Origin of the sequence: Rathayibacter sp. VKM Ac-2759 (assembly GCF_009834225.1) — a bacterium.
GTDB lineage: Bacteria > Actinomycetota > Actinomycetes > Actinomycetales > Microbacteriaceae > Rathayibacter.
Genome location: NZ_CP047178.1, coordinates 16,146 through 40,830, shown reverse-complemented (window position 1 = coordinate 40,830; position 24,685 = coordinate 16,146). Strand labels below are relative to the sequence as shown.

Here is a 24,685-nt window from a genome sequence, read left to right as displayed (position 1 = left end):
GCGGGCCTTCTTGGACCGCCCCCCAGAGTGCGCGCGGAATGGCCACACGCGCCCGAACAGACGTCAGCGGCGAGGACGCGGCTTGTACTTCTTCCCCGCGCGAATGTTCCGGTTCTCGGTCACACCGAGCACGGCCAGCCCGGCCGCAACGGCGACGAGAAGGAACCAGCCGAGCACGTTGAACCACCGCCCAGTGAAGGCCGCATAGGTTTGCTCACCCGCGATCGCGAAGAGCAACAGCGACAGTCCGAACCACACCATGCCGTTTGCGAACAACGCGGTTCGCGCCAACGGGATGTGAGGACCGCCCATGCCGCCAGCGTCCCACGCTCGGCTGAGGGATGTCTCCTCGCCGCCGTAAAATCCGGGGATGGTTTCAGCACTCGTCCGCAAGATCGTCAACAAGCACGAACGGGATATTCGGGCGATGCAACGCACGCTGTTCACTGACGCCGGAGAGCGGATCAGTTCGCGGCCGGGTTTGACAGATGCCCAGGTGCACGAGCTCGCGCAAGCTCGCGCACGAGAACTTCCGCACCTGCGCGGACGGTCTCTGACCAATCGGCGGGCCGAGGTGTCCGTGCTCATGGACCGCGGCCCGGCCGCGGAACTCGAACCCGACTCCGGCGCCGACCCGACACTCTCTCTGGTGAGCGTGTCCGTGAAAGGCCGCAACCTCCTCGTCGGCAACTCAGAGATCCTCGAACCCAACGAGTACCCCGCCTGGGCGCAGGCCGTCGTGGGAGAGCAGTGGGCAACGCGCCTCTACGCAGCCGGCGCCCTGTCCGGCAGCAACGACAAGCGGCTCTCGACCTTCTACTTCTACGTGTTCACCGACCAAGACGGCCGCGCCGTCGACAAGCCAGCCGGCTGGTCCCTCGCGCTCGAACCAGTCACCCCGTAGAACGCGCCCGATCTAGTGGGCGTCGTCGTACGCCTTCTGAACCTCAGCGGAGATGCGGCCGCGATCGGACACGGTGTGACCGTTCTTCGCCGCCCACTCCCGGACCGCCTTCAACCGCTCCGGGTCGCTCTTCGCCCGGGCAGAGGACGTCGAGCCAGTGTTGCCGTCGCGGCGCACGCGACGGCCGGCGTCGATGTACGTATCGAACACGCTGCGCAGCTCGGCAGCATTCTCGGTCGACAGATCGATTTCGTAGTTCGCGCCCTCGACCGAGAAAGTGACGGTTCCACCGTCACCTTCGATCGGAGAGCCGTCCAGGTCATCGATGAGAGTGAGCTTCTGTGCCATTAGGTGGTATCTCCAAGCAAAGTGAAAGAGTGGTCACTCTGTTCTAGCAGTCATTGGCTGATACGCGGCCTAAAGGCGAGGGGCATCCACGAGTCGTGCATGAAATCTTGGCGTGACGGAGCAATCGAGGGTGGATAACTGCTGAGACGCTGAGTCAGGCTTTCGTGATGCGGTTGGCGAAGCGATGCTGCGCCATTGCGCTGATGGTTGCGTCGTCGTTCCACTTCCAGGCGCCTTCGCGCTTGATGTTGCACCAACGGTGCGCTGTCCTCAGGTTCTCAATCGCATCGCTCCCACCGTCGGCGGCTCGATGGATGTGGTCGAGCGTTGGGTACATGTCGTCCGACGGGTGTGCGTTAGGGAGGGTCCGTAATCCGCAGATCTGGCACAGCCACTGGTCGCGCTCGTAGACCTCAGGAGCGTGCGCTCGGTACTCCTGAGATCGCTCTCGAGAAGGACTGGTCTTTGGATGGGACTGCGGTCCGATCGGCGCTAGCCCCAGGTCGGCTCGACAAGCCTTGCAGTCGCAGGCCAAACCCCGGCCCTCACCACCCAGGACCTTGCGGCGGCATGCCTCGTGACGTTGCGCGAAGTTTCGTGAGTCGTTCTCGTAGGCAATCTTGACGTCCAACGAGGTCCAGATGGCTAGACCGGGATGTTCGTCAGCACCACACTCCCAGCACCGGCGAAAGAGCGCATGTTTGTACAGCAGCCGACAATCGCTTGAGCAGTAGGCGCGGTTGCGGTTGTGATTCTGAAAGCTAACACCGCAGCCGCGGCAGACGATTTCGTGCATCGTCTTGACATAGGACCGCGCCACGACGCGGCTCGTCAGGCCTGGTTCATCACGGGGGCGCCGACGGGCATTAGCTACTCGGCGATCAGTTCGTAGGTGGTGCCGTCGATGCGGCCGTAATCGCCCATGTAGTGGATGTCGCAGACGTGCCCGTTGGCGCCGTACGGCGACCACTCGTCCTCCGGCGCGGTGAACTCGGGAGCAGGGATGAGGTTCTGGCGGACGAGTTCCTCGACGGAGTCCTCGTCGCTTCCGGTGTAGGTGACGAGGGTCTGCCCGTCGAGGTACATCTTGTAGTAGCCGCTGCTGTCGAAGTTGGTGCCGATGAGTTCCATGAGGGTGCCTGGGTTCCTGGTCGATGGACGTTGGGTGACGTAGCTGGTGAGCGCAGCGACGATGATTGCGCTGACCGAGGTGCCGCGTTCCGCCACGCGAGCTTTCGCCGCCTGCCACAGTTCATCGGGCACTCGGACGGAGTGAAGCGGTGTCTTGGGCTGGTCAGGCATAACGGCCGCTCCGAGGGAGCGCCTCCTGCGTGATCATGCCTCCAGACTACCAGGTGTATATACACCTTGCAAGCGGGACTGCGGTTACTTCCTCATTGCGCGCGGAGTGTGGCGAGGTTGTCAGTCCAGGCGTCGTCGATGTGCTGAATGGCAGCAAGGCGGTCCGGGAATCGGTCGTGCGTGGTGAGGGTCCTGGTGCGGGCGAAGCGGAAGGTCCAGGCGCCGGTGGGGGAGTACATGCAGGCTGCGACGACGTCGAACGCGGTGACGCGGTAGAACCTGCTGGCGGGGTCGTTCTGGGAGGCGCGGGTCTTCTGTACCTCGACCTTGTAGTCGCCGTTCTTGAACCGGTTCGGGCTGGCGTTCTTGCACTCCACTCGGAGGGTCTGCCCGGAGGTGAGGGTGACGTCGAAGTCGTGCATCGCGTCGACGTCGAGGGAGACCACGGTGCGCACGTCCGGGCTGGCTTCGAGCTGCGCTTGGAGGTGGTACTCGGCGACGCCTCCGCGGACGGCTACGGAGAGGCGGTTGCGGGTGGCGATGATGTCGATGATCTGCCTGCTGTTGAGGTCGAACTGCTCCTCGAGGGCATGCGGCGCCGACGCGGCGGGCGTGGGCTTGGTGCGTGCGCTGACGGCGGCGCTGTAGCGCAGCGCCGGGTCGAGGGCGAGGTCGAACGCTTGGCGTTCGAAGCGCGCGAAGTCGAGGAGCCGGTCAGGGGTGAACCCGACCCAGGTCTCCAGGTGAGTGGGGGAGCGGGGGTTCTCCCGCCTGGGCCCGGGACGGTTCTCCTTCTCCCAGACGTGCCACCCGGAAATTTTCGTGTCCTCGATCTGGGCGGTCTTGGCATAGATGGAGATCCCCATCGGGAGGATCTCGTACAGCTGCGGATCCAAGCCGATGATCACCTCGTCGTCGAGGTCGACGCCGAGGACAAGGGTGATGTCCACACCGGCGACGTCGCGGCCAAGGCGGTGCACGCGGTTCCAGGTGCCTTCGCCGCCGTAGCGAATCTGCCCCCGCACCTCGTCCTGCGGGCGGTTCTTGATCTGCGGATTCGTCATGCGGAACGGGTAGATCAGCAGCCCCAGCCGCTCCCCTGAAGGCAGCTGGACGCCGAGGTAGATCGGGGCGCGCTGCGGGGAGCTGGCGTAGAGGACGACACCGCCGGCCTGCTCGACCGCGGCGACGAGGAACGCGTGGATGTCGCTGCGTCCCGAGACGCTGTAGACCTCCGCGTACGCGCGACCACCGAGCTCGTCGTTCACCCGCACCCCTCCTCGTCCGCGCCTCAGACTAGGCGGCGCCCGGGATGCTGGTGTCAGAGGTGCCGGGCACGATACCTAGGCGATACTGGAACGTCGAAGCGAACCCGCCTCCCCGCCCCCGCTCCAGGCACGAACGAAGGTACGACGATGGAACACGGTCTGCCTGTCATCAGCCTCTTCTCCGGAGCCGGGGGCCTGGATCTCGCCACCGAACGCGCCGACGCCTCCCCGCTCGAGCGCGACGACCCCGGATCCGGCCTAGTGCGTATCGCGGTCGCCACCGACTACAACGACCCCGCCCTCGCGACACTGCGCGCCAACTTCACGGACGCGCAAACCCTTACCGGCGACATCCGCAACCTCCCGTCCGAGCAGCTGCTCGCAACCGCCGGCCTCAAGCCCGAAGAGCCCGTCCTCCTCATCGGCGGACCCCCGTGCACGCCATTTAGCAAGTCCGGCTTTTGGCTCGAGGAAAAGCGCGAGAGCCGCGACCCCAACGCGTCGCTGCTTGATGAGTACGTGCGCATGGTCCGCGAAACGCGGCCCGAGGCGTTCATCCTCGAGAACGTTCAGGGCCTCACCTACAAGACACACCGCGCCCAGTTCGAACGCCTCCTGCGTAGCCTCGGCGAACTTGGTTACAACCCGCAGTGGAAGGTTCTCCTCGCCGCTGATTACGGCGTCCCGCAGCTACGACGCCGCGTCTTCGTGGTCGGCCGCCGAGACGGCGAAGCGTTCGCATTCCCCGAACCCACTCACTCCGGGTGGAGCGAACGTGACCGCAAAATCGACGCCACCAAGATTCCGCACGTCACCGCCGCCGAGGCGTTCCAAGGGCTCCCACTCGCGCTGGCCGCGGAGGACGAGATTGTGGATGGAGAGTACGGCCAGCTGGCCGCAGAGGTACCTCCTGGTCAGAACTACCTGTGGCACACCAGCAGGTACGGCGGCCAAGACCGATTTGAGTGGCGCAGCCGCTACTGGACATTCCTCTTGCGCCTGGACCCAAACAGGCCGTCCTCCACTGTCCAAGCGCAGCCGGGACCTTGGGTTGGCCCCTTCCACTGGGAGAACGTTGAGCTCGGGAACGGAAAGGAGCGCGCTCGCCGCCTCCGCGTCGGGGAAATGCTTCGGCTCATGTCCTTCCCAGACGACTTTGAACTCGTAGGCACTCGAGCTGACGCGCAGCGTCAACTCGGCAACGCCGTGCCTGTGGAGCTAGGCAAAGCAGTCTCGCGCGCACTCCTCACGCAACTGGGGTACCTGAACCACGCTTCGCGGCAGGAGATGTACGCCTGAGCGAGCCCTCCTGTGTCCAGGCGTGAAGTGCAAGCCCGGTCGTCACGCCAAGGCTGGCGCGACGGGGTGGTGCCACCACTTGTCGTCAGGCCGAGCGGCCTGGGACGTTTGCCGACGATCGCATATAGGTTGGCAGTTCAGAGTGCACCGCTCGTGCGAGTGAACACGAACATCACGCGAGGGGCGGATGCACATCACATACGCGACGGACACCCTGATGCAGCGATGTCTCAGTGCGTTGCCATCCCAGCTGACGGAAGACGAAATCAGCGACCTACACGCCATCCTGAGTGACCTCGACGCTGCCGAGCGACTCGATGATCTGCCAGGCGACCCTGCGACACGGGGGAGCAATCCGGAAGAACCGTGGTTCGATGGATCCAGCGGGATGCGCGTCGTGACGCAGGTCAACCATGTTTCATACCGAAGTGGTATCGCACCAGCCATCGGTGAGCGTGACCGCATCAAAGTAGTTCGACTGGAGCGACGGGGCGACGATGGTCAATACCGAAGTGTTTGAGCCGCGATGGGCCTCGGCCCCCGGAAATACGATTCTCCGAACTCTTGCTCAGCAGGGACACACGGTCGAAGATTTTGCGGATTGGGCGAACCTGCCGGATCCGGCCATCCGACGACTCATTACCGGCGAAGCGGAAATCACTTCTACGATCGCTGCGGTTCTGGCCGAGCGCCTTGGCGGTTCCGTGTCGTTCTGGCTCCGTCGCGATGATCGATACAGGGAAAATCGTGAGTGGTCTTCGTTAGACGCAATCGCCGAAAAGCTTCCAGTGCGAGACATGGTAGATCGTGGTTGGATCGAGAAGCCTTCCACATGGCGAGAGCGAGCGAAGGCTTGCCTCGATTTCTTCGGAGTAACAACGTCAGCAGAATGGGAAGAACGCTATCAGGCGCCCCTTCAGACGGCCAACTTCCGACGCTCGGAAAAGCTACTTACTGATGATGCGGCCGTCGCCGCATGGTTGCGTCAGGCCGAACTTCTCGCACAAAGCCGACAGACGCAGAATTTTTCGGCTGCGGTGTTACGGTCGGAGCTTGATAATGTGCGCAACTGGTGCCGACACCCAGATCCGGTCAGGTTCATACCCGAAATAGCAGATGCTCTTAGCAGAGCCGGCGTCTCACTCGTTGTACTCCGGACCCCGTCGAAGTGTCCCGTCAGCGGTGCCTCGAAGAAGCTATCCAACGGGTCCGCTTTGATTGCACTAAGTGCCAGGTATCTCGCCGACGACCACTTCTGGTTTACACTTTTTCACGAAATCGCACACTTGCTTTTGCATGGTGCATCTGCCGTTCCGTTTGTGGACGAATTTGAAGCTGGCGATATTCCTACCAGCAGTATCGAGCAAGAAGCAGATAACTTCGCAAGCACTACTCTCGTGCCGAATGGCGTGAAGGTGTTACAAAAGGGATCCTCGGGGCCTTCCCAGAAAGAAATTGTCTCGTTCGCTCACGCTGTTGGAGTCTCCCCAGGTATTGTTGTGGGGCAATTACAGCACGACGGTATAATCTCTTTTAACAATCGCAATGCGCTCAAGCGTCGTTATCGGTGGGACGTCATTACAGGCGAACTGGTGCGTAAGCGGTAGGTTTTTTCTGCCAATTGCAGACAGCATCTTCGAGAACATCAGGGGTGACGTCAATGGCTGCTGCAAACTTCTGTAATGGTTGCTCAAGGTTTCGGCCTGTTAAGTGGTACCTTTTTTCCGTTCCGAATAGTAGCAAATTGGCACCCCGAACTGGACCGGACGCGTCGATCAGGTAGGAATGACCAGGCGCGATGTTGAGCATTTCTAGCTTCATCAACATTGTGAGATAGTCAAATCGCGCAATACGGCCAAAGCGACGAATCGGCCGCATCGCCTCATAAAGGTGATCGAAGCCGGCAGTAGGACTTAGCCCCTCGACTGAGGCGAAACGGTCAGCATGAGTTTCTCCAGTCGCATGAACCCACGCGACGTAGGAGGCGAATACCTCGCCGGTACCATTCATTTCCCACGCGCTTAAGCTCTCACGCTTCCGATGGTTACCAAAACCCTGGCGGCCATCCGTCATGCGACGCAACTCATCCTGATGGTCATGAAGCCAGAAGCGGAACGCCGTGATGTCCGCGGCGGTGTCCGTCCAGGACCAACGTCCTCCATCGCCAAGGCGGCCGTATATGTCGCGAGCGTAGCGCCACCCGCCGTGGCGGTGCTTGCCAAAATGCACAAACATGAAAACCATCCAGATGGCTTCGTCAAAATCGCCGTTATTGCGATGGATCACTGCTGCCTTCAGCGGATCAAATGCGACATTATCGGGGTTAACCGACTGTGGGTCGAGTTGTCTAGTTAGCAGGTGCTTCACGTACTGAACGCGACGCTCGCTGTCGATAACTTGCCCGATCAAGGCCTCGCTTGCGCCGGGGAGTTCGAGGCCGGGAAGGGCCGTACCAGCCTGTTGGAAGACGGAAATTTTGCGCTCGAGTTCTTCGTGGCGTATGCGGTAGTTATTTCGCAAAACGTTGTCCAATCAATGAGTTAACTATGAATCCGGTCGAGGATGTACGACCGAAAAAAGGTGGTGCCAAGAGAGTCTGCAATTGCGCGTAATCTTTGACTGTCAGATTTCGGAACGTGACTCGCGGCAACAACTCGGCCAAGATCGCCCCAATACGTCTGCGGCAGTTCCAGTACTTCTGACGCGGTTGTTTTTTTCAGGCGGGTGCGACGCTCCCAGCTAAGCAAAGTTTCGATTCCGTTCCATGGGTCGCCGGGCGGCATGCGATCCATATATTCACGCTCGGGGTGAACGCCCTCCTCGAGATATTGTTCGGCGAAGATTGCGTCTCTGTCATAGATGTGGAGGCTCCCAACTATGTGCTGATAGTCTCCAAGCTCTGCTCCAATCGCTCGCGCTACAATTTCTTGTAGCATTGTGAAGCAGTAAATGTCGTGCGGTAAGCCTCGGTAAGCGTCGTTCGAGCGCATGTATGTTATGGCAGAAAGTTTGCCGCCGCGAAGCAAAAATTGGATGGTGCAAGTGCACGGCAGGTCTCGCACTTTGCTGTGCAGATCGCGCCGATCGAACAATTGAATAACGGCTTGTCGCGTGTTTGGTTTGTGCTTGAGAAGATCAATTATGTTCGCGAGCTGCGCGTTGTAACGGCGGCCTCGCAGGCGTGGTCCGTAAGCACCGCGAAGGTGGTCGTGGTGATCGACACCTTCGTAAACCGACCGAGGAAGGTAGCTCTGAATGAATGACCTCCTATTGCTGCCGGCGAGGTACCAGTTTAGCTCTCCCACAGCGCTGAACAGCACACCGCGAAGGTAGCTTCGGCTAACTCTTGCCAGGGGATTATTTAGTTGGAGGGATACTGCCGTAATCTCTCTGTTGTCACCTTTTGAGGAGATAATATGGTTGCTTGCCGCTAAAAGATCTGGGTACATCGAACCGAGAAGGGTGTCAAGTGTGCCTCCGTCGTAGTGTCTCAATTGACGGGTCTGCCGTAACCGATAAGTGTGTTGAGATCTGAGTCACTCAGGGTGCTGCCGTCTATTAGCTGCCAAGGTCCCGAGCAGTCAGGTCCGATGAGAGAGTCGTATGCAGTGATTGCGCTTATCAGTTGTTCCTCCTGTTTTAGAAGGTCATCGCCCCGGGCGCCGTGGAAGCGTTCTATGAGCGTTTCGATGGGCGGGCGAACGTAGAGCAGTTGGGCTTGGCGTCCTTGCAAAACGTCATCAATCATTGTCAAGTCGGTCTGTGTAATGTGGGCTTGCCCTCGAAATATGGGGCCATACACTAATTCGCCGACATGAAGGCGGTCAAAGATCAAATGATCCGTGTCAAGCGGACTTGCGGCAGCGTCGAGATAGATTTGGGCGAGCGGCTTAGCGTCGAGGAGGTCGGGCGGTCCTGTGTGGGTCACTGCCACGGTTTCACCACGCGCCTCTAAAGCGCCGCGGATGCGCTCCACCAGTGTGGACTTGCCCGCAAAGTCTGGACCTTCGAGCACAAAAACGGTCATGGTTCAAGTTACCCAGTGGGCGCGGGGGCCGCACTGCACCACGCCTCGGGTGAGTCCTCGGTGCACCAAGCCCGTGAGTCAGCGGGAATCGCGGTTGGCACTGTGTGGGACGGGCGCGTAGAGGGCGCGTCGCCGATGGAACGCTACTCAATAATCATTAGCTTTTCGAGACAGCCCGTGGACAGCTGTTGCGAGATCTGCCTCGGTCGGAGCGGCGGGCGTCTCGCTGTCTCAACAACTTGTCTCGCAGTACTTCGTCTCACGAGGGTGCCCGGAGGGGCTTTTCGAGTCAGAATGTGCCCGTGAGGCTTCTGGGTTATACGCGTGTGAGTACGTCGAGTCAAGATGCGCAGCTGCAGGTCGACGCGCTCGTCGCCGCCGGCGTGCAGAAGCGGGACGTGTTCGCCGACGTCACGTCCGGCAGCAAGACCGCGATCGAGCGCCGCGGGATGAAGAAGCTCCTCGAGTACGCCGAAGACGGGGACACCGTCGTCGTCTGGCGAGTCGACCGGCTCGGCCGGTCACTGATCGACGTCCTCAACACGGTGAACCTGCTGCGCGAGCGCGGCGTGCAGGTCAGGTCGATCTCCGACGGCATCGACCCGTCAACGTCGACGGGCCGACTGATGCTGAACATGCTCGCCACGCTTGCGGAGTACGAGCGGGAGCTGATCGTTGAACGAGTCAATGCCGGCATCGCCGCTGCCCGGGCGAGCGGAACCCGCTTCGGGCGGCCTTTGTCGGACCCGTTGGTAGTGGCCGAGAAGCTGGCCATCGCTGTGGACGCGCGCGGACGCGGCCGCACCGCAGAGGACGCTGCTCGTCTCGTCGGGTGGAGCCGGGCAACGCTCTATCGCCATCAGGCGGAAGCCGCTCGACGGTCCACCGCTACCGAGCAGTCCGCGCCCAAGTAGGGCTTCGCCTGCCCGTACAGAGCGGGTCTAAGGGGGCGATGGCAACTGCGGGCCACTGCAACTACCGTGGTCCGCACGAGTGGTTACCAGGAGTTCCGGCAATTCTCTTTCCCCCGAAATGGTCACTCGACCGGACGGGAGGATGCAGTGGGAAGGCGCGCCTGCCACCGATGACGAGGGCTGGAGACGCCGATGGGGAAACTGCACTACGACGGAACGGTCGAGATCGACTTCGAGGACCGCGTTCTCGCTCATCTGCAGATCGTGATCACCGCGAAGCTGCGCCGCAACGAGTCGTTCCTGCTCAGCTGGCGCGACGACCACAGCATGGGCGATGGCCGCAGCGCCATCTGGCTGCACCCCTCCCACGCCCTGCGCTACAAGTACTTCGGCGGACGCATGCCCCGCATCAACCCGGCGTGGATCGGCGCGCTCACCGATCTCGCGAACTCCGCCGGCGGCCTCTACGTGACTCCCGAGCCCACGGAGTCCGTCCGCCCGTCCGCGCAGGGAGAGCACCTGTGAAGCGCATCGACCTGATCTACAACGGCGTCGCGCACACCGTCAGCAATCGCACTGTCGAGGAGTTCCGTGCGGAGGTCGACGCAGCTCTTGCTGCTCCGACCCCGCAGTGGCTCACCGTCAACTACGGGGAGGGTCGGGCGAACACGGCTCAGATCCTCATCACCCCGTACACGGCGCTCACGATCATCACCAACGACTTCGACACCCAGAACCGCGACGAGGACGAGACCGACTGACCTGCGGCTCCCTTCTCTGTCGAGCACGGTTCAGTCGTCGGAGTGACTCGTGCCAGTGGGCTCGATGTCGAGCCAGGAGAAGTCGATGTCCCGATCGTCGATGATCCGGGGATCGGTGTCCGACGGCGCGACGGCCGGCGCGCGCAAAGCGTCCAGCCGCTGCCGAAGATCCTCGCTCGTCGTGGCCAGCGAGGAATCCGCTGCGCTTCGCACGGCGAGGGGGACTCCTGCGCCGAGTGTCACGAGCACGTGGGCCTGCTCCGCCGGCGAGGCGTGATCCAGGAGCGTGACCGTGTCGACCCGCCCCTGCCGGGCGAGGGCGCTGGAGTAGTCGATGACGGCAGTGGCGGTCGCGTCCTCGATGAGGGCGGCGATACCGGCGTAGAGAAAGGTGTTCATCAGATCCTCTAGTCCGAGCACGGGAAGTGTTCCGACACCAGGGACCGGGATGCGGCGTAATAGACGCTACGTCGAGCCCGTCGGTGGAGCGAGGGGGTTGCGCTCCTTCGGTCACTGACGCGACCGAAGGGAAGGACGGCTGACGAGGGGCCGGCCGATATCCGCCGGGACGGGCCGAGGGTCAGAGGCTGGTCGTGGTGGTGACGATGCGGTGGGCGACGTCGTGGAGACGGGCGCTGTTCGCGCGGGCGTGAGCGCGGATGAGGGCGAAGGCGCGGTCGATGCTGATGCTGTTGCGCTCGGCGATGACGCCCTTGGCTTGCTCGATGAGCACGCGCGAGTCGAGGGCGTGCCGCAGCTGGGCGGCGAGGTCGTTCTGCTGCTGGAGGTTCTCGCTGTGCACGAGCGCGAGGGCCGCGACGTCGGTGAACGCCTGCAGGAGCGCGATCTCTCCGGCGCTGAGGGACCCGTAGTTTTCGGAGAAGACGTTCAGGGCGCCGAGCGTGCGGCTGCCCAGGCGTAGGGGAGTGGCGTGCGCGGAGCGGAAGCCTTGTTCCAGGGCGACGTGGGTGAATGCCGGCCATCGGTCGGTGTCCGCGAGGTCCGGGAGATCGACGGGCTCGCCGGTGCGGTAGGACTCCAGGCACGGTCCCTCGCGCACGCCGAGCTGCTCCTCCTCGACGTCGGACGCCCGCTCACTCGTGGACGCCAGCACGTGCAGCGTCCCGTCCTCGTCGGCGAGGACGATGCCCGCGTCGGCGGCGGACGTGAACTGCGTCGCGGCCTGGACGAGGACGTCCATTGTGTCGATGACGTCGTGGTCGGGCTCGAGCGATCGCGCGAGAGCGACGAACACCTCAGCGAGACGCACCTCGCGGACAGAACCGGCCATGCCAGGACCCTACGGCCCCCGGACCTCCCCGCGACGAAGAGGCCTTGGGTGGTTCCTCGAATTCGCACTCGGCCGTAGGCTCCGCCCGTTATGCGCGGGAAGGGGGCTCCATGGACACGGTTGACCCGCCGACGGTTGTCGTCTAACGGCTGTGGGAGGCTTCACCCGTGGGACAACTGATCTACGGCCCGGGCACCGTGTACGACATGGACGACCGCACCCTGGCGCACGTGAAGCTCGCGCTCACCGCGAAGCTGCGCCGCCAGGAGAGCTTCCTGCTGTCCTGGCCGATCTCCGTCGATCACGGCTCCGGTCGCGCTTCGCTGTGGATCGCCCCGTCGATCCCGCTGCAGTTCCAGTTCGCCGGCAGCCGCCCGCCCGTCATCAACAAGGCCTGGGTCCTCGCGATGCTGGAGACTTCGCACAGCGACCGCGGCCTGGTCATCCTGGCCGAGGCCGAGCTCGACCGGACTCCGCCCGTCTGAGCAGCGGCCCAGCGAGGCGGCTCCTGCTCCCGGCTCGGGGGTCGAGCCTCATCCGAGCCGGGAGCACTGGGGCCGGAGCGAAGGAACTCCGTACCCCTCGAGGCTAGGCGCCACGCCCAACAGGGAGTCGAGGGTTGACCTCCCTCAGCGGCAGCCGATCTGCCCCGTCGCGGAGCACCGCTCTGCAGTCCTACCGATGGTTCTCGGTTCGCCCTCGCAGCTCGTCCACTGCCAACGCTGACGCCGCCGCGAGGGCGTTCTCGTCCTGCGGGTCGGCGTCGACAGGAACGACAACGAATGCGCTGTCGGCGTTCAACGTCATCCGCACCTTCATGGCCTGCCCGTCCACGCGCAGCGCAGGAACGGCGACCGACTCCGAAGGGCCACCGGCGTCGATCGACCCGACGAAAGCGAGGAGGGCCGCGCACACCTCATCGGTCGTCGTGAACGTCGCGGACGCATGAGTCATCTGCTGCATCCACCGATTTTCGCAGTTCGCCACCGCTGCCGCTGAAAGGTGTCCGAAGCGCGATGCGACCGTTGGAGTCAACGGCCGACGCTGCATTCTGATAGGGAATCGCCGCGACGATGCTCGTCGCGTCGAGCAGGGGTCGACGCTCTCCGGCCGACGGTGTTCGATCGGGTCCGCGTCAGCCGAAGGGGTTTTGCTGGGCTGCTTCCAAGTCCGCGGTGTCCGCGTAGTCCAGGAAGTCGAGTGGCGGGATGTCGGTCATCTCCTCGTTCCAGGAGGGCCGCGCGGGCTGCATGCGGCGTGTCTCCTGCTCGATGTGCGCGATCGCCTCCGCGTCGTCCGGTTCCTCGACCTCGCTGCTGTCGATCGGCACCGACCAGAGCTGGCTCGCCGGACCGATCAGCAGATGGGCGTCCACGCGCCCGCCACCCTCGGTCAGGACCGGGACGGAGATGACATCTGATTTCCCGACGTCGGCGAGGGCTCTGGCGTAGCGCAGGACCGCCTTGCAGGTGAGGTCTCCCACGAGCAGATGTCCGCTTGAGTAGTGCAGCTTTCTCATGCGACTACGTTCCCTTCCGAGCTTCGAGGCCCTCAAGAGGGTTGCGTGGCGCCTTCGTTCCGGGCAGAGAACGACTGCACGCTCAGAGGACGTTACCGAGGAGCTACGGCGCGGTTTGGATGTCGACGCGCTCCTTCCGCACCTCCTCGGTGGCGGACTGCATCGCGACGATGCGGTCGATCATGACGTGCACGCGCTCGACGGGGATCACCCGCGTGGTGAGGACCGGTTCCTCGGCGTGCAGGACGAGAGTGATCGGCTCCGGCGCCGACTCCTGGGACCCGAGATCGGCGCCGTCCGGAAGGGTCTCGAGCGCTTCTCGTTCGATCACGAGCTCCTCGCGGCGCAGCGTGACGGTGATGGTCCGCTCCTCAGTGACGATCACCTTCCGGACACGCAGGCGCTCCGTCGGGGTCCAGACTGTCGTGACGTCGAGGCGCTCCTCGGAGCGGACGACGGTGATCGGCTCCTCTCCGGCGGTCCGGGGTCCGGGGTCGCTCATCGGTCGGGATGTCCGGCGGTCTCGCGGAGCTCGCGACCGTCCTGGACGTCCTCGGCGTGCTTCTTCGCCTTCTTCTCGCTCTGGCGGGTGTCGCGCGGTGGGAGCTGGATGTGCTCTTCAGCCTTGATGCCGGCCTGGAGCTGGCGGCCGCGCTCGAGCTCGGCGTCGAACTCCGCTCCGAAGAGCAGGGCGAGGTTGGTGATCCAGAGCCAGAGGAGGAAGACGATGACGCCGCCGAGCGCGCCGTAGGTCTTGTTGTAGTTGCTGAAGTTGGCGACGTAGAACGCGAAGCCGATGGAGGCGAGGGCCCAGACGACGAGGGCGAGGATCGAGCCGAGGCTGGTCCAGCGGAACTTCGGCTGCCGCACGTTGGGCGACCAGTGGTAGAGGACGGCGACGATGACGACCATGATCGCGATCAGCACCGGCCACTTGACGATGCTCCACACGGTCAGGGCGACGTCGCCCAGGCCGATCGCGTCGCCGATGGTCTGCGCGATCGGACCGCTGAGCACGAGGATCAGGCCGGCGACCACGAGGAGGACGACGGTCACCAGGGTGACGCCGAGCATCGTGGGGCGCAGCTTCCAGATCGGGCGGCCCTCGTCGATCTCGTAGACGCGGTTCATCCCGCGGCCGAACGCGCCGACGTAGCCGGAGGCGGACCACAGCGCACCGAGGACACCGGTGAGGAAGGCCAGGCCCGCGGCGGGGGTGGAGGTGAGCTCCTGCAGGGGTCCGCGGATCGTGTCCAGCACGTCGGCGGAGACGAAGCCGCCGAGCAGATCGAGGACCGTCGAGGTCGTCGTCTCGGCCTGACCGAAGAGGCCGAGGATCGAGACGATCGCGAGCAGCCCTGGGAAGAGCGCGAGGACGGCGTAGTAGGTGAGGCCGGCGGCGATGTCCGTGCACTGGTCGGCGCCGAACTCGCGGAGCGTCTTCTTCAGGACGTAGCCCCAGGAGCGCTGGGTGACGTCCGTGGGATCGTCGGGCTTGCGGGTGTCGTCAGGGTCCGGTGCGGTGCGGTCGCGCTCGGTGCTGGTCTGGGCCACGGTCGTCCTCGATCTGCTCACGCGGGAAGCGCTGGGGGGAAGGAAAGGGGGTGCCGGCAGCAGGGGGCGCTGAGCCTCCCGCTGCCGGCGGGGTGGATCAGAGGCCGTCGCGGTCGCGGCGCGGGGTGACGCCGTCGTCCTCGACCTCGATCTCCTCGTGCCGGACGTCCTCGGTGACCTGCTGCTGCTCGGTGACCGTCTCGGTGCCCAGCGACACGCGCTCGACGGGGACGGTCTCCTTGGCGGCGACGACGCGGTCCTCGCCGAGGATCACCTCGTGCTCCTCCTCGCTGAGCTCGGGGCCGGCGGTCGCGTCGCCGATGTTCGCGTCGGTGATCGGCTCGCGGACCACCCGCACCTCGTCGTGGGTGACCGGCACCGTGACGCTCTGCTGCTCGGTGACGATGTGCTTGCGCAGGCGGGCGCGGCCCGCCTCGACGCGCTCGGTGCCGACGTGCAGCTGCTCCTCGGAGCGGGTCATCGCGTCGTCCGTGGTCGGACCCGAGGTGTCGTGGCCGACGGAGGTGTCGACGCCGGTGGTGGTGCCGGTGCCGGCGGCCGCTGCATCGAAGCCGGCGGCGCTGTCCACGTTGTCGGTCTCGGGGGCCGCGGCCGCGCCGCTGAGGTTGTAGTAGCGGTAGAGCTCGGCCTCCTCGTCGGCGTTCAGAGAGCCGTCCGCGTCGATGCGCGGGGCGTCCTTGACGAAGGACTTGTCGTAGGCGACCGTCAGGCGGTCGGTGTCGAACGAGGCGCCCTCGAGCGGGACGAACGACTCGGAGGTGCCGAAGAGGCCGGTGCGCACGGTCGCCCAGACCGGGGTGCCGGAGTCGTCGGCGACGTAGACCTGCTCGACCGAGCCGATCTTGTCGCCGTCCGCGCCGTAGACGGTGGATCCGGCGAGGCTGTCGATGGCAGTGCTGTCGATCATGGGAAGTCCTTCTCTTCGGGATCGGGATGGTGGGGACGAGCGCGTCGGCAGCCGGATCGCGACGGTGCATCGAGACGGCCGACCATCGCACTCGCGCCGCCGACGCTACGACCGCAGTTCGCGAAAGAAACGACGGTTGACAACGCTCCACCCAGTCGTGATCGACATCGTCACGGTCGGTAGATCGACCACTCCGCCTCGGGTAGCTCCCGGACCTCATCGACCACGCGCACCTGCCAGCCGGACGCCGTCCGCTGCTCGAGGCGCCCGTGCACAACCTCATGTATCCACCCATCACGGGTATTGAGGTAGCGGACGAAACGCACGTGTTGACCTTCGACCAACGACACCGGAGCACTTCGCGACATATCTCGATTATCCGATCAGTGTCGGATTGGCCCCGGCCGGTTGACGCGCTGACGGCGCTTCTATTACAGAAGGCCGCTCCGTCGAGCCGAAACGGCGCCGAGCTAACGATCGTGCGGTGGGTGAGGCTGTCCCGCATGGGGATGGCTGACCGGTCGCTAGTGGCGCGACCGGCACCGGACTTCACGAAGGAGTTCAGTCCAGCGTCGCCACCATGTGGATGCGACGGCCGGAAGCGTCGAGGCCGAGTGCTGCGTCGACACCGCGAAGGGACCGGTGGAAGTCTGTCTAGGGCTCGGCTTCGATGAAGCCGGTGGTCGTGTAGAACGGAGCGTCGCGCAGGTCTGTGAAGACGCAGGCAGCCGCCCGCTCAAGGACAGCTCCCCTAATGCCCTTACTTCTGCAGCTGGTCCAGCTGGGAGGGGTCCACATACAGCTCCATCTGCCCGGTCTCGGTGTTGATGCGCGCTTTGACGGCGAGCTTGCGGATCACGCGGCGTCCATTGGAGACGGTGACGGGATAGGACATGGCGGCGTAGAGGTCGCAATCCTCAATGAACTCAGGCATGCCCTCAATCTATGAACGAAGGTCCGGCTTGCGCGTCCCCCTCCCGGCGGAAGCGGCCTGCGATTTAGTCCGTGGCGCGAGCGCAAAGGCGGAGCCCCGAGGGTCCGGAGGGCCGATTCGACTGTCCGTATGGGGGTCGCTATCCGGACGCTCGCGCAGCGCCGGCCGACGTCACGACGTCGACCGGGTGCAGAGCGCGACGTCGACGGCTGAGCGTCGATCTACATCCGCGCATTCGCGCGGCGCAGCGCGCTCGTGCAGAGGAGTGCGGACACTGAAAATCAGCTGTCGTTGCTCACGGCCGCCTGCACAACTTTCCGCGACGCCGCGGCACTTGTGCAGACGACCATGAACATTCAGCTGATCGAGGTCGCCTGCACCGCCGACGCGGGCACGGTGGGCTCTCTCGGAGGGGTCCCTCCTCGGGGCTTCTGCGCGGTCTACAAGACGGGAGGCCCGTTCGCGCGGTTCTCATCGAGTCGCCCTTCGCCCTCGCTTAGTTAGTTGTTTGTATAGAATACAAACATGTTGATCACGATCGATCCCGCCGCGAGGAGTTCCCTCGCGGAGCAGATCGACGCGCAGATCCGGCATGCGATCGCGCGGGGCGAGCTCGGGAGCGGGGAGCGGTTGCCATCCGCCCGCGATCTCGCGGCCGCTGTCGACGTCAACATGCACACGGTCCTCCGGGCCTACGCACGCCTTCAGGAAGACGGGCTCATCGAGTTGCGGCGCGGCCGCGGAGCGACGGTCTTGCAATCCGGGAACGCCTCCTTCGAGCGCCTGCGTGCGCTCGTCGAGGAGCTCCGCGACCAAGCGGAGACTCTCGGTGTCCCCCTCGACGACCTGTTGCCGATGATCAAAGGAGCACGATGACGACGACCCCAGCCCTGCGCACTGGAACGAGACTGGCAGTAGTGGCCCCAGGGGCGCTCGTCGCGCTCACCCTTGGAATCGCCGCGATTGTGCTCGCCCCGACTCTTCCCAGCAGCATCGCCATGCACTTCGCGGCCGACGGGCGCGCTGACGGGTGGGGGTCACCGTGGCCCCTGCTCTGGATCGCTCTCAGCGTGACCGCACTCGCCGTGGTGCTCGCCGCCGTCAGCCTCCGATCTGCCGATCGCCGGACGGCGGCGACTCGCCTGCTCGTCGTGAACCTGATCGCCGCGATCTTCGCCACCGGCTGGATCGCCATCGCGCTGACGAACACGGTCGGCGACGGTACCCTCCCGATCTGGTGGATGGCACTGTTCCTCGCTGTCGGTGCAGTCTCCGCCACGATCCCCATGATCGCGCTGACCCGCACCGCCGCGCCGGTGCCTGCTCATGATGCCCCTCATCTCGAGGTTCCCCCTACTGCCCGGGTGGCCTGGCGCACCCGCGCCGGCAGCCGCTGGTTCATCGGACTCGGCGTACTCATCGTCGCGCTCGGCATCGCCTCCGCGGCATGGGCCGCCGCGGAGGGCGCGGGCAGCGCGATGATCCCGGGGATTGTGCTGGTCGTGTCCGGCCTCGCCGTGCTCGTGCTCGCACGGGTGGAGGTCACCGTCGACATCCGCGGGCTCCGAGTCACCTCATCGTGGACACGTATCCCGATCATGCGGGTCCCGCTCGCTCGTATCGAGTCGTGCGGGTGGGAAGAGGTCTCCCCCGGCCAGTGGGGCGGCTGGGGCTATCGGGTCTCGGGTCGAGGCGTCGCCTACGTCGCCCGATCCGGGCCCGGCCTCATCGCCCGACTCAGCAACGGCCGAGCACGGATGGTGACCGTGGACGACGCGTCGCGCGGGGCGGCCGTGTTGCAGACACTGCTCGCCGCGCGCCACGCAGCCTGAGCTTCCCTCGATCTGCGCCCACTAGGGGGCGACTCACCGGATGAAGTTGCGTTCCAGACGCTACCGCGCCAGGAGGCGGAGGGAGTCCTGAGGGACCGGGAGGGTCGGTGCAGTAAATCTGCGGGGACGCCCGCCGACCTGGAGATCACCCAGCACCGGTCGTCACAGAATCCCGACCCAGGCCCTTCGCGAGTCATAGAATGAGTGACCAGTTATATGACACCACTGCTCGGCGCGCCGCGTTGGCGCTGGATTGTCACGTATTCGGCCGTATAAGTGACAGGGGTTCGCGATGCTCGTCGGGTACATGCGCGTCTCAAAGACCGATGGAACGCAGACCACCGACCCGCAGCGCGACGCGCTACTCGCGGCCGGCGTCGAGGACGCGCAGCTCTACTCCGACCTCGCGTCCGGCCGGAAGGATGATCGGCCGGGTTTGCTGTCGTGCCTGAAAGCGCTCCGCGAAGGCGACACGCTCGTGGTGTGGAAGCTCGACCGGCTCGGACGCGACCTGCACCACCTCGTAAACACGGTCCATGACCTCACCGCCCGCGGCATCGGGCTGAAAGTGCTCACGGGTCAGGGGGCGGCGATCGACACGACCACCGCGGCCGGCAAGCTGGTCTTCGGGATCTTCGCTGCCCTCGCCGAGTTCGAGCGCGAGCTCATCTCCGAACGGACCATGGCGGGGCTCGCGTCTGCTCGAGCACGCGGTCGGGTCGGCGGGCGCCCGTTCACGATGACGCCCGCCAAGGTGCGACTCGCTATGGCGTCGATGGGCAAGCCGGAGACGAACATCGGTGCCCTCTGCAAAGAACTCGGCATCTCGCGCCAGACGCTCTACCGACACGTCTCGCCCACGGGTGAGGTACGACCAGACGGCCTCCGCGTCCTCGGTCGCAAGAGCACCTAAACGCAGCGCGCCGACGCCGGCGTAGGCTCCGAAAGACGGCTCCGGTGGTTGTGCAGAGGACCTTGAAGATTTGTGCAGAGGACCTCGAGAACTGACATCAGCCGAGAGGGTTGTTGCGCCGAACGTCTCGATAGACCCGTCCGGAATTGATTCCGGTGACGGGGTAGCTACTGAGACACTTTCGTCATGGCGAAGCTGGTTGGGTACGCGAGGGTGTCGACGGACAAGCAGGACGCGACGGCGCAGCGCGACGCGCTGCACGCCGCCGGGGTCCCGCTCGAGCGCATCTACGTCGACGCCGGCCGCTCGGGCTCGAACCGGGATCGGCCGAAGCTACGCGAGGCGATGGCGGCGTGCGACGAGGGCTCGACGCTGCTGGTCACCAAGCTCGACCGGCTCGCGCGATCGCTGCCGGATGCGCGCGACCTGGTGGCGGAGCTCACGGAACGCGGCGTGAGTCTGAGCATCGGGGGAGCGGTGCACGACCCGACCGATCCGGTGGGCCGGCTGCTGTTCAACATGCTCGCGATGGTCGCTGAGTTCGAGGCCGAGATGATCCGATCGCGCACGCGCGAGGGCATGGCGGTCGCGAAGGCGAAGGGTCGGTTGAAGGGTCGCAAGCCGAAGCTGTCCGCGAAGTTCGAGCAGCTCATGGTGGCGGAGTACCGCACCGGTGAGCACACGGTCGCGGAGCTGGCCGAGCAGTACGGCGTAGGCCGCGCGACGGTCTACCGCGCGCTCGACCGAGCGAAGGCGAAGGGCGACGGATCGCTCGCTCTGTCGCTCGCAGAGACGCGAGACGAGGCGGCGGCGTGAGCGAAGAGGCCCCCGCGAGCGTGAACGCTCAGCGGGGGCCTCCGTCGCGACGAGGGGGTACATCGCGCGCCGTCACCCTACTGGTGACGTTCGACGCGAGCTAGATCCCCTAGTTCGACGTCTGCGGGTCAGTCGGGTTCGTCGTCCCAGGCGATCAGCGGCGGACGTTGAACGATGCGGGGCATGCGTCCCGTGTTGTCGATCGTGCGGGTGGGCTGGTGGTAGCCGGCCGCGTGCGCGATCGCGGTGAGAGCGTGTCGCGCGTGCTCGTAGTCGAGCTGTTGCGTGACGTGGCGGATGGAGATGTGGGTGCCTTCCGCGAGGGCGGCGGCGAGGGTGAGGATCGCGAGGTCGGCGCTGGTGAGGCCGGTGCGTCCGTGGAGTGCGCGGTCGTAGTCGACGGCGTAGACACCCCACCCGGAGTCGTGCAGAATCCACGGCTCGTCCGCGTTCGCGAGGCCAGTGCGGATCAGCAGTTCGGTCGCCGCCTCGCGTCCCTTGTCGCCGGCCGCCCATGCGCGCAGCTCGTCGTCCGGGTGCGAGGCTGTCATGCGGGTTCCCGTCGTGTCGTTTGCACTGTTGGTGGTGTCCATTCTCCGAGGCCATCCATCCGATAAGCAGAGCGTCGGCCGGAGGGGCGAGGCCGTCAAGTGTGACCCGGAGGGTCATCCCCGAAGGGGACGCGGAGCGCTCTTGACGGTCTCGATCCGGAGGCCAGAGTGCCGCGTCGGATGGACGGCCGGACGTGACGAACGCGCTACAGGCGAGCGGGCGTGGGCAGCATGCGAACGTACTCGCGTAGGTCGTCGCGCACGTCCTGTTCCGTGGAGACGTTCGTCAGCTCGACCACCTGTGCGATGAGGTCGTTGATGACGGCGGCGGAGGCGGCGAGGAGCGCTTCGTAGTACGCGGTCGCGGTGCTGCCGTGGTTGCGTCCGTCGATGCGGTGCAGTCGGGTGTGGACGCTGCTGTAGTCGGGGTGGTCCGCCCGGCCGAGTTCGTCGCGTCGGTGGATCGTGTAGTCGAGCAGCGCTGATGCGATGTCTGCTTGGTCGGTGCCGTCCTGCACGACTCGCTCGCGCAGTTCGCAGAGCACGATGTCGCGTGAGGTGAGGCGGCCGGCGTGCTCCGCGTGGAATGCGACCCGTGAGGCCAGTTCGTCCAGGAGCGCGGCACACGTTAGGAGTGGCACGTCGTAGTCGCCCGGTTCTCCGGTGTGGCCGGGGAGGTTGCGGTCGTCGTTGTCGCGCAGGGTGGTGAGCGCGAGCGAGTGAGCGGCGCGGGCGTAGGTGTCGTCGGCGCCCGCTAGTGAGGCGTGGGTGAGGAGCGCGTGAGCGTAGGCGCGCGTCTCGTCGTGCATCATTCGCTGTGCTCGGGGGCCGGGGCGGGCGTCTCCTCCGCTGCGCGACGGGTCGAGCGTCGGGCGCGGGGAGCGGCGCCGATCGTGCCTGGGGCGCGGGCTCTGGTGGCGCGCAGTTCCTTGTCGCTCCACCCGGAGGCGAGCGCCGCGTCCCACGCTTTGCTGTGCGCGTCGCGAGCGTCCTTCGCTGCCTGGTCCGCGGTGTCGACGTCGTTGGTCGCTGCGACGAGGACCCGCACTGCTGCGACCCGTTCTTCGACGGATCGCTCGAGCAGTTCGCGTGCGGAGGCGGCTGCGGCTTCGGGGTCGATTCTCTTGTCTGCCATGCCGCCAGCGTATTCGAGTTCCGGCCCGACCACCACATTCGGTGTGGTGGCACGGGCTTCGAGCCGGAGCACCTGCGGTGCCGGCGCTCATCGAGAGCGATTTGCGGAGCAAGCTACAGATTTACCCGTGGTAACCCGCTTACGACTCTTCCGCTGCGCGGCCGGGTCGGCGCATACTGGTCGTATGGTCCCCGCCTGGGGGCGGGTTCGCTGCGCTGGGCGGGAAGGACGGTGAGGGTCGTGTCGGAGTCGTCACGCGAGGGCCGGCTGTTCGGTCGGCGCCGTCGAGCGAACGTGCCGGGTGTGGGTGCGCGGTCGAAGCGGTATGAGGTGTCGGTGACTCCGGAGGAGGACGCGCATTTGCGTGCCCGTGCCGAGGTTCTGGAAGTGACGGTGCCGCGGCTGTTGTTCGAGTCCGCGATGAATGCGCAGGTGCGGACGGACACGGAGTGGCGCCTGGTGGTCGCTGAGTTGTTCCGGGCGTCGAAGCTGTTGCAGAAGACGTCGGACAACATGAACCAGCTCGCGCGGTTCGCGAACACCACAGGTCAGTTCCCCCAGGAGGCGGTGGACGCGGCGGCGGAGTACCGGCGGGTGCGGCAGCGGATCGAAGCGACCGTGGATCGGTTGGCGGGACTGTGAGGACGAACATCACGAGAGGCACCCGGATGGGTGGGCTCATGTCGTATTTGGTGGGTCCTGGCAAGACGAACGAGCACGTTGAGCAGCACTTGGTTGCGGGGGACCGGGCGATCATGGCGCTGTACGGGCACGAGGTTTTGGACCGTGCCGCTGCTGCTGCGATCGCGAAGGATTTGGACCGGCCGCGGCAGGTCTTCGGAGTCGATGTGACGCGGAATGTCGTGCGCACGGACGAGAACGGTGAAGCGGTCCGCGATGCGGCCGGCGCGGTCGTGAAGGATCGGGTGGCGGCCGACGTGTGGCATTGCTCCTTGTCGTTGTCGGCGGAGGAGGGCCAGCTCACGGATGAGCAGTGGGGCCGTATCACGACTGATTTCGTGCAGCGCATGGGGTTCGCTGGTGAGGACACCGGGAAGGCCGATTGCCGGTGGGTGGCGGTGCGTCACGGCCTGTCGAAGAACGGCAACGACCACGTGCACATTGCCGTGTCGTTGGTGCGCGAGGACGGCACGAAAGCGTCGGTGCACAAGGACTTTGAGCGGTCCCAGATGATCAGCCGTGAGCTGGAACGCGAGTACGGATTGCAGGTCTATCAGGCGCCCGAGCGGGAGTATCCCGAGCGCGGGGTGCGACCTGGCGCGCGCGAGTCCGCGCAGCGCCGCGGGTACGACGAGCCGGACATGCGGCGCTTGGAAAGAGCGGTCCGTGCGGCAGCGTCCTCGTCGCAGGAGGAGGGCGAGTTCGTGCGTCGTCTGCGGCAGAGCGGAGTGCTGGTGCGCCCTCGTTTCGCGACGGGACGCGATGACGTGATCGCCGGCTATTCGGTGGCGCTACGGCCCACGAACGGCGAGAAAGCGATCTGGCACGGCGGCGGCCGGCTCGCACGCGATCTGACGTTGCCGGAGCTGCGGAAGGGCTGGCCGGATCGTCCCGAACTGGCGACGGCGGCGGCGTCCGAGTGGCGCGCGACGGCGAAGAATCCGTGGCGGTACACGCCGGTGAATCCGGGCCGCGAACTCGTGCAGCCCGCGGGTGATGCGTGGTCGACGTACGCCGCGGAGTTGTCGGCGCTGAACGCGCGACTGGACCGTGTTCCGATGGGGCATCGGGACACGTGGGCGCGGGTGGCGAAGGAGACGGCGGGCGCATATTCGGCGTGGTCGCAGCGGTTGGAAGCGACGCCGGGACCGTTGGCGGAGGCGGCGCGGGCTATGGCGCGGTCGGCGCAGTTGCGCGCGCACGAGACGAAGGCTCGCCCGGTCACGTGGCCGTCGTCGGTGGGCAGTGCGATGGTGCTGGCGCAGGCGGCGACGACGAAGGATTCCCGGGCCGCGGAAGCGCTGGTGCTCCGGGAACTCGTGCGGTTGAGTCGGCGCCTGCACGACATGCACAAGGCATCCGGGGACGTGCGACGAGCGGACAACATTCGGGCGGTCATGGTCGAGCGGCTGCAAGCCGTGTCACGGCAGATGCCCGTCCAGGATGCCGGGGCGCAGGTGGCCGGTACCCGGGCGCCGGGGACGTCGCCGGTGGTGCCCGAGAGCGCACGCCGGGGCAAGGCGTTCGTGGACGCCGACCACGGGTGGACCAGCGGCTCGCCGGTGCCTGAACCGTTGACGAAAGCACCCGAAGCGGTGCCGATCGATCCGGACGCGCGCACGCGCGGACGGGACACAGGACGCGGCCGGTAACGGGCGCGAAAGAAGAGGGGGACGTGTCGTGAGTGATGCAGCAGACGGAGGCGTGC

Annotated in this window: 33 protein-coding genes; 14 read left to right on the top strand and 19 right to left on the bottom strand. The window is 65.4% G+C overall.

The window, feature by feature from the left end; genetic code table 11:
- Positions 1-63 precede the first annotated feature (63 nt).
- Positions 64-312, bottom strand: coding sequence for a hypothetical protein (locus tag GSU68_RS19440; protein ID WP_159910560.1), 249 nt, complete (start codon positions 310-312; stop codon positions 64-66).
- A 58-nt stretch (positions 313-370) separates the two neighbouring features.
- Between GSU68_RS19440 and GSU68_RS19435 the strand changes: the two genes are divergently transcribed.
- Positions 371-904 (top strand): hypothetical protein, encoded by a 534-nt coding sequence (locus GSU68_RS19435; protein WP_159910559.1) that lies wholly within the window; start codon positions 371-373, stop codon positions 902-904.
- 12 nt (positions 905-916) lie between these two features.
- Here GSU68_RS19435 and GSU68_RS19430 read toward each other — a convergent pair whose 3' ends face one another.
- From GSU68_RS19430 to GSU68_RS19415, 4 genes are all read right to left on the bottom strand, one after another.
- Positions 917-1,252, bottom strand: a complete 336-nt coding sequence (locus tag GSU68_RS19430) for an Lsr2 family protein (RefSeq protein WP_159910558.1) — start codon at positions 1,250-1,252, stop codon at positions 917-919.
- Between the two features lie 154 nt (positions 1,253-1,406).
- Positions 1,407-2,048, bottom strand: a complete 642-nt coding sequence (locus GSU68_RS19425; RefSeq protein ID WP_208544739.1) for an HNH endonuclease — start codon at positions 2,046-2,048, stop codon at positions 1,407-1,409.
- Between the two features lie 74 nt (positions 2,049-2,122).
- On the bottom strand, positions 2,123-2,383 hold the full coding sequence (locus GSU68_RS19420; protein WP_159910556.1) for a hypothetical protein: 261 nt from the start codon (positions 2,381-2,383) through the stop codon (positions 2,123-2,125).
- Positions 2,384-2,646: 263 nt separating this feature from the next.
- Complete coding sequence (locus GSU68_RS19415; RefSeq protein WP_159910555.1) at positions 2,647-3,822, bottom strand: hypothetical protein; 1,176 nt, start codon at positions 3,820-3,822, stop codon at positions 2,647-2,649.
- A gap of 147 nt (positions 3,823-3,969) precedes the next feature.
- Here GSU68_RS19415 and GSU68_RS19410 point away from each other — a divergent pair, with 147 nt between their 5' ends.
- From GSU68_RS19410 to GSU68_RS19400, 3 genes are all read left to right on the top strand, one after another.
- Positions 3,970-5,121, top strand: coding sequence for a DNA cytosine methyltransferase (locus GSU68_RS19410; protein WP_159910554.1), 1,152 nt, complete (start codon positions 3,970-3,972; stop codon positions 5,119-5,121).
- A gap of 187 nt (positions 5,122-5,308) precedes the next feature.
- Positions 5,309-5,641 carry a hypothetical protein gene (locus tag GSU68_RS19405; RefSeq protein WP_159910553.1) on the top strand — a complete coding sequence of 111 codons (333 nt, stop codon included), beginning with the start codon at positions 5,309-5,311 and terminating at the stop codon, positions 5,639-5,641.
- The gene (locus GSU68_RS19400) at positions 5,619-6,728 is read left to right on the top strand and encodes an ImmA/IrrE family metallo-endopeptidase (protein ID WP_159910552.1); all 1,110 of its coding nucleotides are present in this window, start codon (positions 5,619-5,621) and stop codon (positions 6,726-6,728) included. Before GSU68_RS19405 ends, GSU68_RS19400 begins: the two co-directional genes overlap by 23 nt.
- On the opposite strand, the gene GSU68_RS19395 is transcribed toward GSU68_RS19400, so the two are convergent.
- The 3 genes from GSU68_RS19395 to GSU68_RS19385 form a co-directional block, all read right to left on the bottom strand.
- Positions 6,700-7,653 (bottom strand): hypothetical protein, encoded by a 954-nt coding sequence (locus tag GSU68_RS19395; protein ID WP_159910551.1) that lies wholly within the window; start codon positions 7,651-7,653, stop codon positions 6,700-6,702. The genes GSU68_RS19400 and GSU68_RS19395 overlap by 29 nt on opposite strands.
- 8 nt (positions 7,654-7,661) lie before the next feature.
- The gene (locus tag GSU68_RS19390) at positions 7,662-8,441 is read right to left on the bottom strand and encodes a thymidylate synthase (protein ID WP_159910550.1); all 780 of its coding nucleotides are present in this window, start codon (positions 8,439-8,441) and stop codon (positions 7,662-7,664) included.
- A gap of 170 nt (positions 8,442-8,611) precedes the next feature.
- Entirely contained in the window at positions 8,612-9,148 is a 537-nt protein-coding gene (locus GSU68_RS19385; RefSeq protein ID WP_159910549.1) for a hypothetical protein, read from the bottom strand.
- A gap of 302 nt (positions 9,149-9,450) precedes the next feature.
- Between GSU68_RS19385 and GSU68_RS19380 the strand changes: the two genes are divergently transcribed.
- From GSU68_RS19380 to GSU68_RS19370, 3 genes are all read left to right on the top strand, one after another.
- A complete protein-coding gene (locus GSU68_RS19380) occupies positions 9,451-10,062 on the top strand; it encodes a recombinase family protein (RefSeq protein WP_159910548.1) in 612 nt (203 codons plus the stop codon).
- A 192-nt stretch (positions 10,063-10,254) separates the two neighbouring features.
- Positions 10,255-10,587: an ATP-dependent DNA ligase gene (locus GSU68_RS19375; RefSeq protein WP_159910547.1), complete on the top strand. Its 333-nt coding sequence runs from the start codon at positions 10,255-10,257 to the stop codon at positions 10,585-10,587.
- Entirely contained in the window at positions 10,584-10,823 is a 240-nt protein-coding gene (locus tag GSU68_RS19370) for a hypothetical protein (RefSeq protein WP_159910546.1), read from the top strand. Before GSU68_RS19375 ends, GSU68_RS19370 begins: the two co-directional genes overlap by 4 nt.
- Before the next feature lie 30 nt (positions 10,824-10,853).
- On the opposite strand, the gene GSU68_RS19365 is transcribed toward GSU68_RS19370, so the two are convergent.
- Both GSU68_RS19365 and GSU68_RS19360 read right to left on the bottom strand, forming a co-directional pair.
- Positions 10,854-11,222 carry a hypothetical protein gene (locus GSU68_RS19365; protein WP_159910545.1) on the bottom strand — a complete coding sequence of 123 codons (369 nt, stop codon included), beginning with the start codon at positions 11,220-11,222 and terminating at the stop codon, positions 10,854-10,856.
- Positions 11,223-11,403: 181 nt separating this feature from the next.
- A complete protein-coding gene (locus GSU68_RS19360; protein WP_159910544.1) occupies positions 11,404-12,114 on the bottom strand; it encodes a GAF and ANTAR domain-containing protein in 711 nt (236 codons plus the stop codon).
- Between the two features lie 167 nt (positions 12,115-12,281).
- On the opposite strand from GSU68_RS19360, the gene GSU68_RS19355 reads away from it, so the two are divergent.
- Entirely contained in the window at positions 12,282-12,599 is a 318-nt protein-coding gene (locus tag GSU68_RS19355) for a hypothetical protein (protein WP_159910543.1), read from the top strand.
- Positions 12,600-12,789: 190 nt separating this feature from the next.
- On the opposite strand, the gene GSU68_RS19350 is transcribed toward GSU68_RS19355, so the two are convergent.
- The 6 genes from GSU68_RS19350 to GSU68_RS19325 form a co-directional block, all read right to left on the bottom strand.
- Complete coding sequence (locus tag GSU68_RS19350) at positions 12,790-13,077, bottom strand: hypothetical protein (protein ID WP_159910542.1); 288 nt, start codon at positions 13,075-13,077, stop codon at positions 12,790-12,792.
- Between the two features lie 172 nt (positions 13,078-13,249).
- Positions 13,250-13,633 carry a hypothetical protein gene (locus GSU68_RS19345; RefSeq protein WP_159910541.1) on the bottom strand — a complete coding sequence of 128 codons (384 nt, stop codon included), beginning with the start codon at positions 13,631-13,633 and terminating at the stop codon, positions 13,250-13,252.
- A gap of 103 nt (positions 13,634-13,736) precedes the next feature.
- The gene (locus GSU68_RS19340; protein WP_159910540.1) at positions 13,737-14,135 is read right to left on the bottom strand and encodes a YsnF/AvaK domain-containing protein; all 399 of its coding nucleotides are present in this window, start codon (positions 14,133-14,135) and stop codon (positions 13,737-13,739) included.
- Positions 14,132-15,187: a YihY/virulence factor BrkB family protein gene (locus tag GSU68_RS19335; RefSeq protein ID WP_159910539.1), complete on the bottom strand. Its 1,056-nt coding sequence runs from the start codon at positions 15,185-15,187 to the stop codon at positions 14,132-14,134. Before GSU68_RS19335 ends, GSU68_RS19340 begins: the two co-directional genes overlap by 4 nt.
- Positions 15,188-15,284: 97 nt before the next feature.
- Positions 15,285-16,115, bottom strand: a complete 831-nt coding sequence (locus GSU68_RS19330; protein ID WP_159910538.1) for a PRC and DUF2382 domain-containing protein — start codon at positions 16,113-16,115, stop codon at positions 15,285-15,287.
- A gap of 760 nt (positions 16,116-16,875) precedes the next feature.
- Complete coding sequence (locus GSU68_RS19325; RefSeq protein WP_159910537.1) at positions 16,876-17,049, bottom strand: hypothetical protein; 174 nt, start codon at positions 17,047-17,049, stop codon at positions 16,876-16,878.
- 525 nt (positions 17,050-17,574) lie between these two features.
- On the opposite strand from GSU68_RS19325, the gene GSU68_RS19320 reads away from it, so the two are divergent.
- From GSU68_RS19320 to GSU68_RS19305, 4 genes are all read left to right on the top strand, one after another.
- Positions 17,575-17,925, top strand: coding sequence for a GntR family transcriptional regulator (locus tag GSU68_RS19320; RefSeq protein ID WP_159910536.1), 351 nt, complete (start codon positions 17,575-17,577; stop codon positions 17,923-17,925).
- Complete coding sequence (locus GSU68_RS19315; RefSeq protein ID WP_159910535.1) at positions 17,922-18,881, top strand: DUF1648 domain-containing protein; 960 nt, start codon at positions 17,922-17,924, stop codon at positions 18,879-18,881. The genes GSU68_RS19320 and GSU68_RS19315 overlap by 4 nt, the downstream gene beginning before the upstream one ends.
- A gap of 292 nt (positions 18,882-19,173) precedes the next feature.
- Positions 19,174-19,794: a recombinase family protein gene (locus GSU68_RS19310; protein ID WP_104262291.1), complete on the top strand. Its 621-nt coding sequence runs from the start codon at positions 19,174-19,176 to the stop codon at positions 19,792-19,794.
- Positions 19,795-19,980: 186 nt separating this feature from the next.
- A complete protein-coding gene (locus tag GSU68_RS19305; protein ID WP_159910534.1) occupies positions 19,981-20,610 on the top strand; it encodes a recombinase family protein in 630 nt (209 codons plus the stop codon).
- A gap of 128 nt (positions 20,611-20,738) precedes the next feature.
- On the opposite strand, the gene GSU68_RS19300 is transcribed toward GSU68_RS19305, so the two are convergent.
- The 3 genes from GSU68_RS19300 to GSU68_RS19290 form a co-directional block, all read right to left on the bottom strand.
- Positions 20,739-21,161, bottom strand: coding sequence for a hypothetical protein (locus GSU68_RS19300; protein ID WP_159910533.1), 423 nt, complete (start codon positions 21,159-21,161; stop codon positions 20,739-20,741).
- A 206-nt stretch (positions 21,162-21,367) separates the two neighbouring features.
- A complete protein-coding gene (locus tag GSU68_RS19295; RefSeq protein WP_159910532.1) occupies positions 21,368-21,973 on the bottom strand; it encodes a hypothetical protein in 606 nt (201 codons plus the stop codon).
- Positions 21,970-22,368: a hypothetical protein gene (locus GSU68_RS19290; RefSeq protein WP_159910531.1), complete on the bottom strand. Its 399-nt coding sequence runs from the start codon at positions 22,366-22,368 to the stop codon at positions 21,970-21,972. The genes GSU68_RS19295 and GSU68_RS19290 overlap by 4 nt, the downstream gene beginning before the upstream one ends.
- Positions 22,369-22,632: 264 nt before the next feature.
- Between GSU68_RS19290 and mobC the strand changes: the two genes are divergently transcribed.
- Together mobC and GSU68_RS19280 are read left to right on the top strand one after the other, a co-directional pair.
- Entirely contained in the window at positions 22,633-22,938 is a 306-nt protein-coding gene (gene mobC, locus GSU68_RS19285) for a plasmid mobilization relaxosome protein MobC (RefSeq protein ID WP_159910530.1), read from the top strand.
- A 38-nt stretch (positions 22,939-22,976) separates the two neighbouring features.
- On the top strand, positions 22,977-24,629 hold the full coding sequence (locus GSU68_RS19280; RefSeq protein ID WP_159910529.1) for a relaxase/mobilization nuclease domain-containing protein: 1,653 nt from the start codon (positions 22,977-22,979) through the stop codon (positions 24,627-24,629).
- Positions 24,630-24,685: the final 56 nt, after the last annotated feature.

What these genes read in the sequence shown, in the direction of transcription:
- GSU68_RS19440 (WP_159910560.1), bottom strand. Translation starts at nt 312, where the DNA reads ATGGGCGGTCCTCACATCCCGTTGGCGCGAACCGCGTTGTTCGCAAAC.
- GSU68_RS19435 (WP_159910559.1), top strand. Translation starts at nt 371, where the DNA reads ATGGTTTCAGCACTCGTCCGCAAGATCGTCAACAAGCACGAACGGGAT.
- GSU68_RS19430 (WP_159910558.1), bottom strand. Translation starts at nt 1,252, where the DNA reads ATGGCACAGAAGCTCACTCTCATCGATGACCTGGACGGCTCTCCGATC.
- GSU68_RS19425 (WP_208544739.1), bottom strand. Translation starts at nt 2,048, where the DNA reads ATGCACGAAATCGTCTGCCGCGGCTGCGGTGTTAGCTTTCAGAATCAC.
- GSU68_RS19420 (WP_159910556.1), bottom strand. Translation starts at nt 2,383, where the DNA reads ATGGAACTCATCGGCACCAACTTCGACAGCAGCGGCTACTACAAGATG.
- GSU68_RS19410 (WP_159910554.1), top strand. Translation starts at nt 3,970, where the DNA reads ATGGAACACGGTCTGCCTGTCATCAGCCTCTTCTCCGGAGCCGGGGGC.
- GSU68_RS19405 (WP_159910553.1), top strand. Translation starts at nt 5,309, where the DNA reads ATGCACATCACATACGCGACGGACACCCTGATGCAGCGATGTCTCAGT.
- GSU68_RS19400 (WP_159910552.1), top strand. Translation starts at nt 5,619, where the DNA reads ATGGTCAATACCGAAGTGTTTGAGCCGCGATGGGCCTCGGCCCCCGGA.
- GSU68_RS19385 (WP_159910549.1), bottom strand. Translation starts at nt 9,148, where the DNA reads ATGACCGTTTTTGTGCTCGAAGGTCCAGACTTTGCGGGCAAGTCCACA.
- GSU68_RS19375 (WP_159910547.1), top strand. Translation starts at nt 10,255, where the DNA reads ATGGGGAAACTGCACTACGACGGAACGGTCGAGATCGACTTCGAGGAC.
- GSU68_RS19365 (WP_159910545.1), bottom strand. Translation starts at nt 11,222, where the DNA reads ATGAACACCTTTCTCTACGCCGGTATCGCCGCCCTCATCGAGGACGCG.
- GSU68_RS19360 (WP_159910544.1), bottom strand. Translation starts at nt 12,114, where the DNA reads ATGGCCGGTTCTGTCCGCGAGGTGCGTCTCGCTGAGGTGTTCGTCGCT.
- GSU68_RS19350 (WP_159910542.1), bottom strand. Translation starts at nt 13,077, where the DNA reads ATGCAGCAGATGACTCATGCGTCCGCGACGTTCACGACGACCGATGAG.
- GSU68_RS19345 (WP_159910541.1), bottom strand. Translation starts at nt 13,633, where the DNA reads ATGAGAAAGCTGCACTACTCAAGCGGACATCTGCTCGTGGGAGACCTC.
- GSU68_RS19340 (WP_159910540.1), bottom strand. Translation starts at nt 14,135, where the DNA reads ATGAGCGACCCCGGACCCCGGACCGCCGGAGAGGAGCCGATCACCGTC.
- GSU68_RS19330 (WP_159910538.1), bottom strand. Translation starts at nt 16,115, where the DNA reads ATGATCGACAGCACTGCCATCGACAGCCTCGCCGGATCCACCGTCTAC.
- GSU68_RS19325 (WP_159910537.1), bottom strand. Translation starts at nt 17,049, where the DNA reads ATGCCTGAGTTCATTGAGGATTGCGACCTCTACGCCGCCATGTCCTAT.
- GSU68_RS19320 (WP_159910536.1), top strand. Translation starts at nt 17,575, where the DNA reads ATGTTGATCACGATCGATCCCGCCGCGAGGAGTTCCCTCGCGGAGCAG.
- GSU68_RS19315 (WP_159910535.1), top strand. Translation starts at nt 17,922, where the DNA reads ATGACGACGACCCCAGCCCTGCGCACTGGAACGAGACTGGCAGTAGTG.
- GSU68_RS19310 (WP_104262291.1), top strand. Translation starts at nt 19,174, where the DNA reads ATGCTCGTCGGGTACATGCGCGTCTCAAAGACCGATGGAACGCAGACC.
- GSU68_RS19305 (WP_159910534.1), top strand. Translation starts at nt 19,981, where the DNA reads ATGGCGAAGCTGGTTGGGTACGCGAGGGTGTCGACGGACAAGCAGGAC.
- GSU68_RS19300 (WP_159910533.1), bottom strand. Translation starts at nt 21,161, where the DNA reads ATGACAGCCTCGCACCCGGACGACGAGCTGCGCGCATGGGCGGCCGGC.
- GSU68_RS19295 (WP_159910532.1), bottom strand. Translation starts at nt 21,973, where the DNA reads ATGATGCACGACGAGACGCGCGCCTACGCTCACGCGCTCCTCACCCAC.
- GSU68_RS19280 (WP_159910529.1), top strand. Translation starts at nt 22,977, where the DNA reads ATGTCGTATTTGGTGGGTCCTGGCAAGACGAACGAGCACGTTGAGCAG.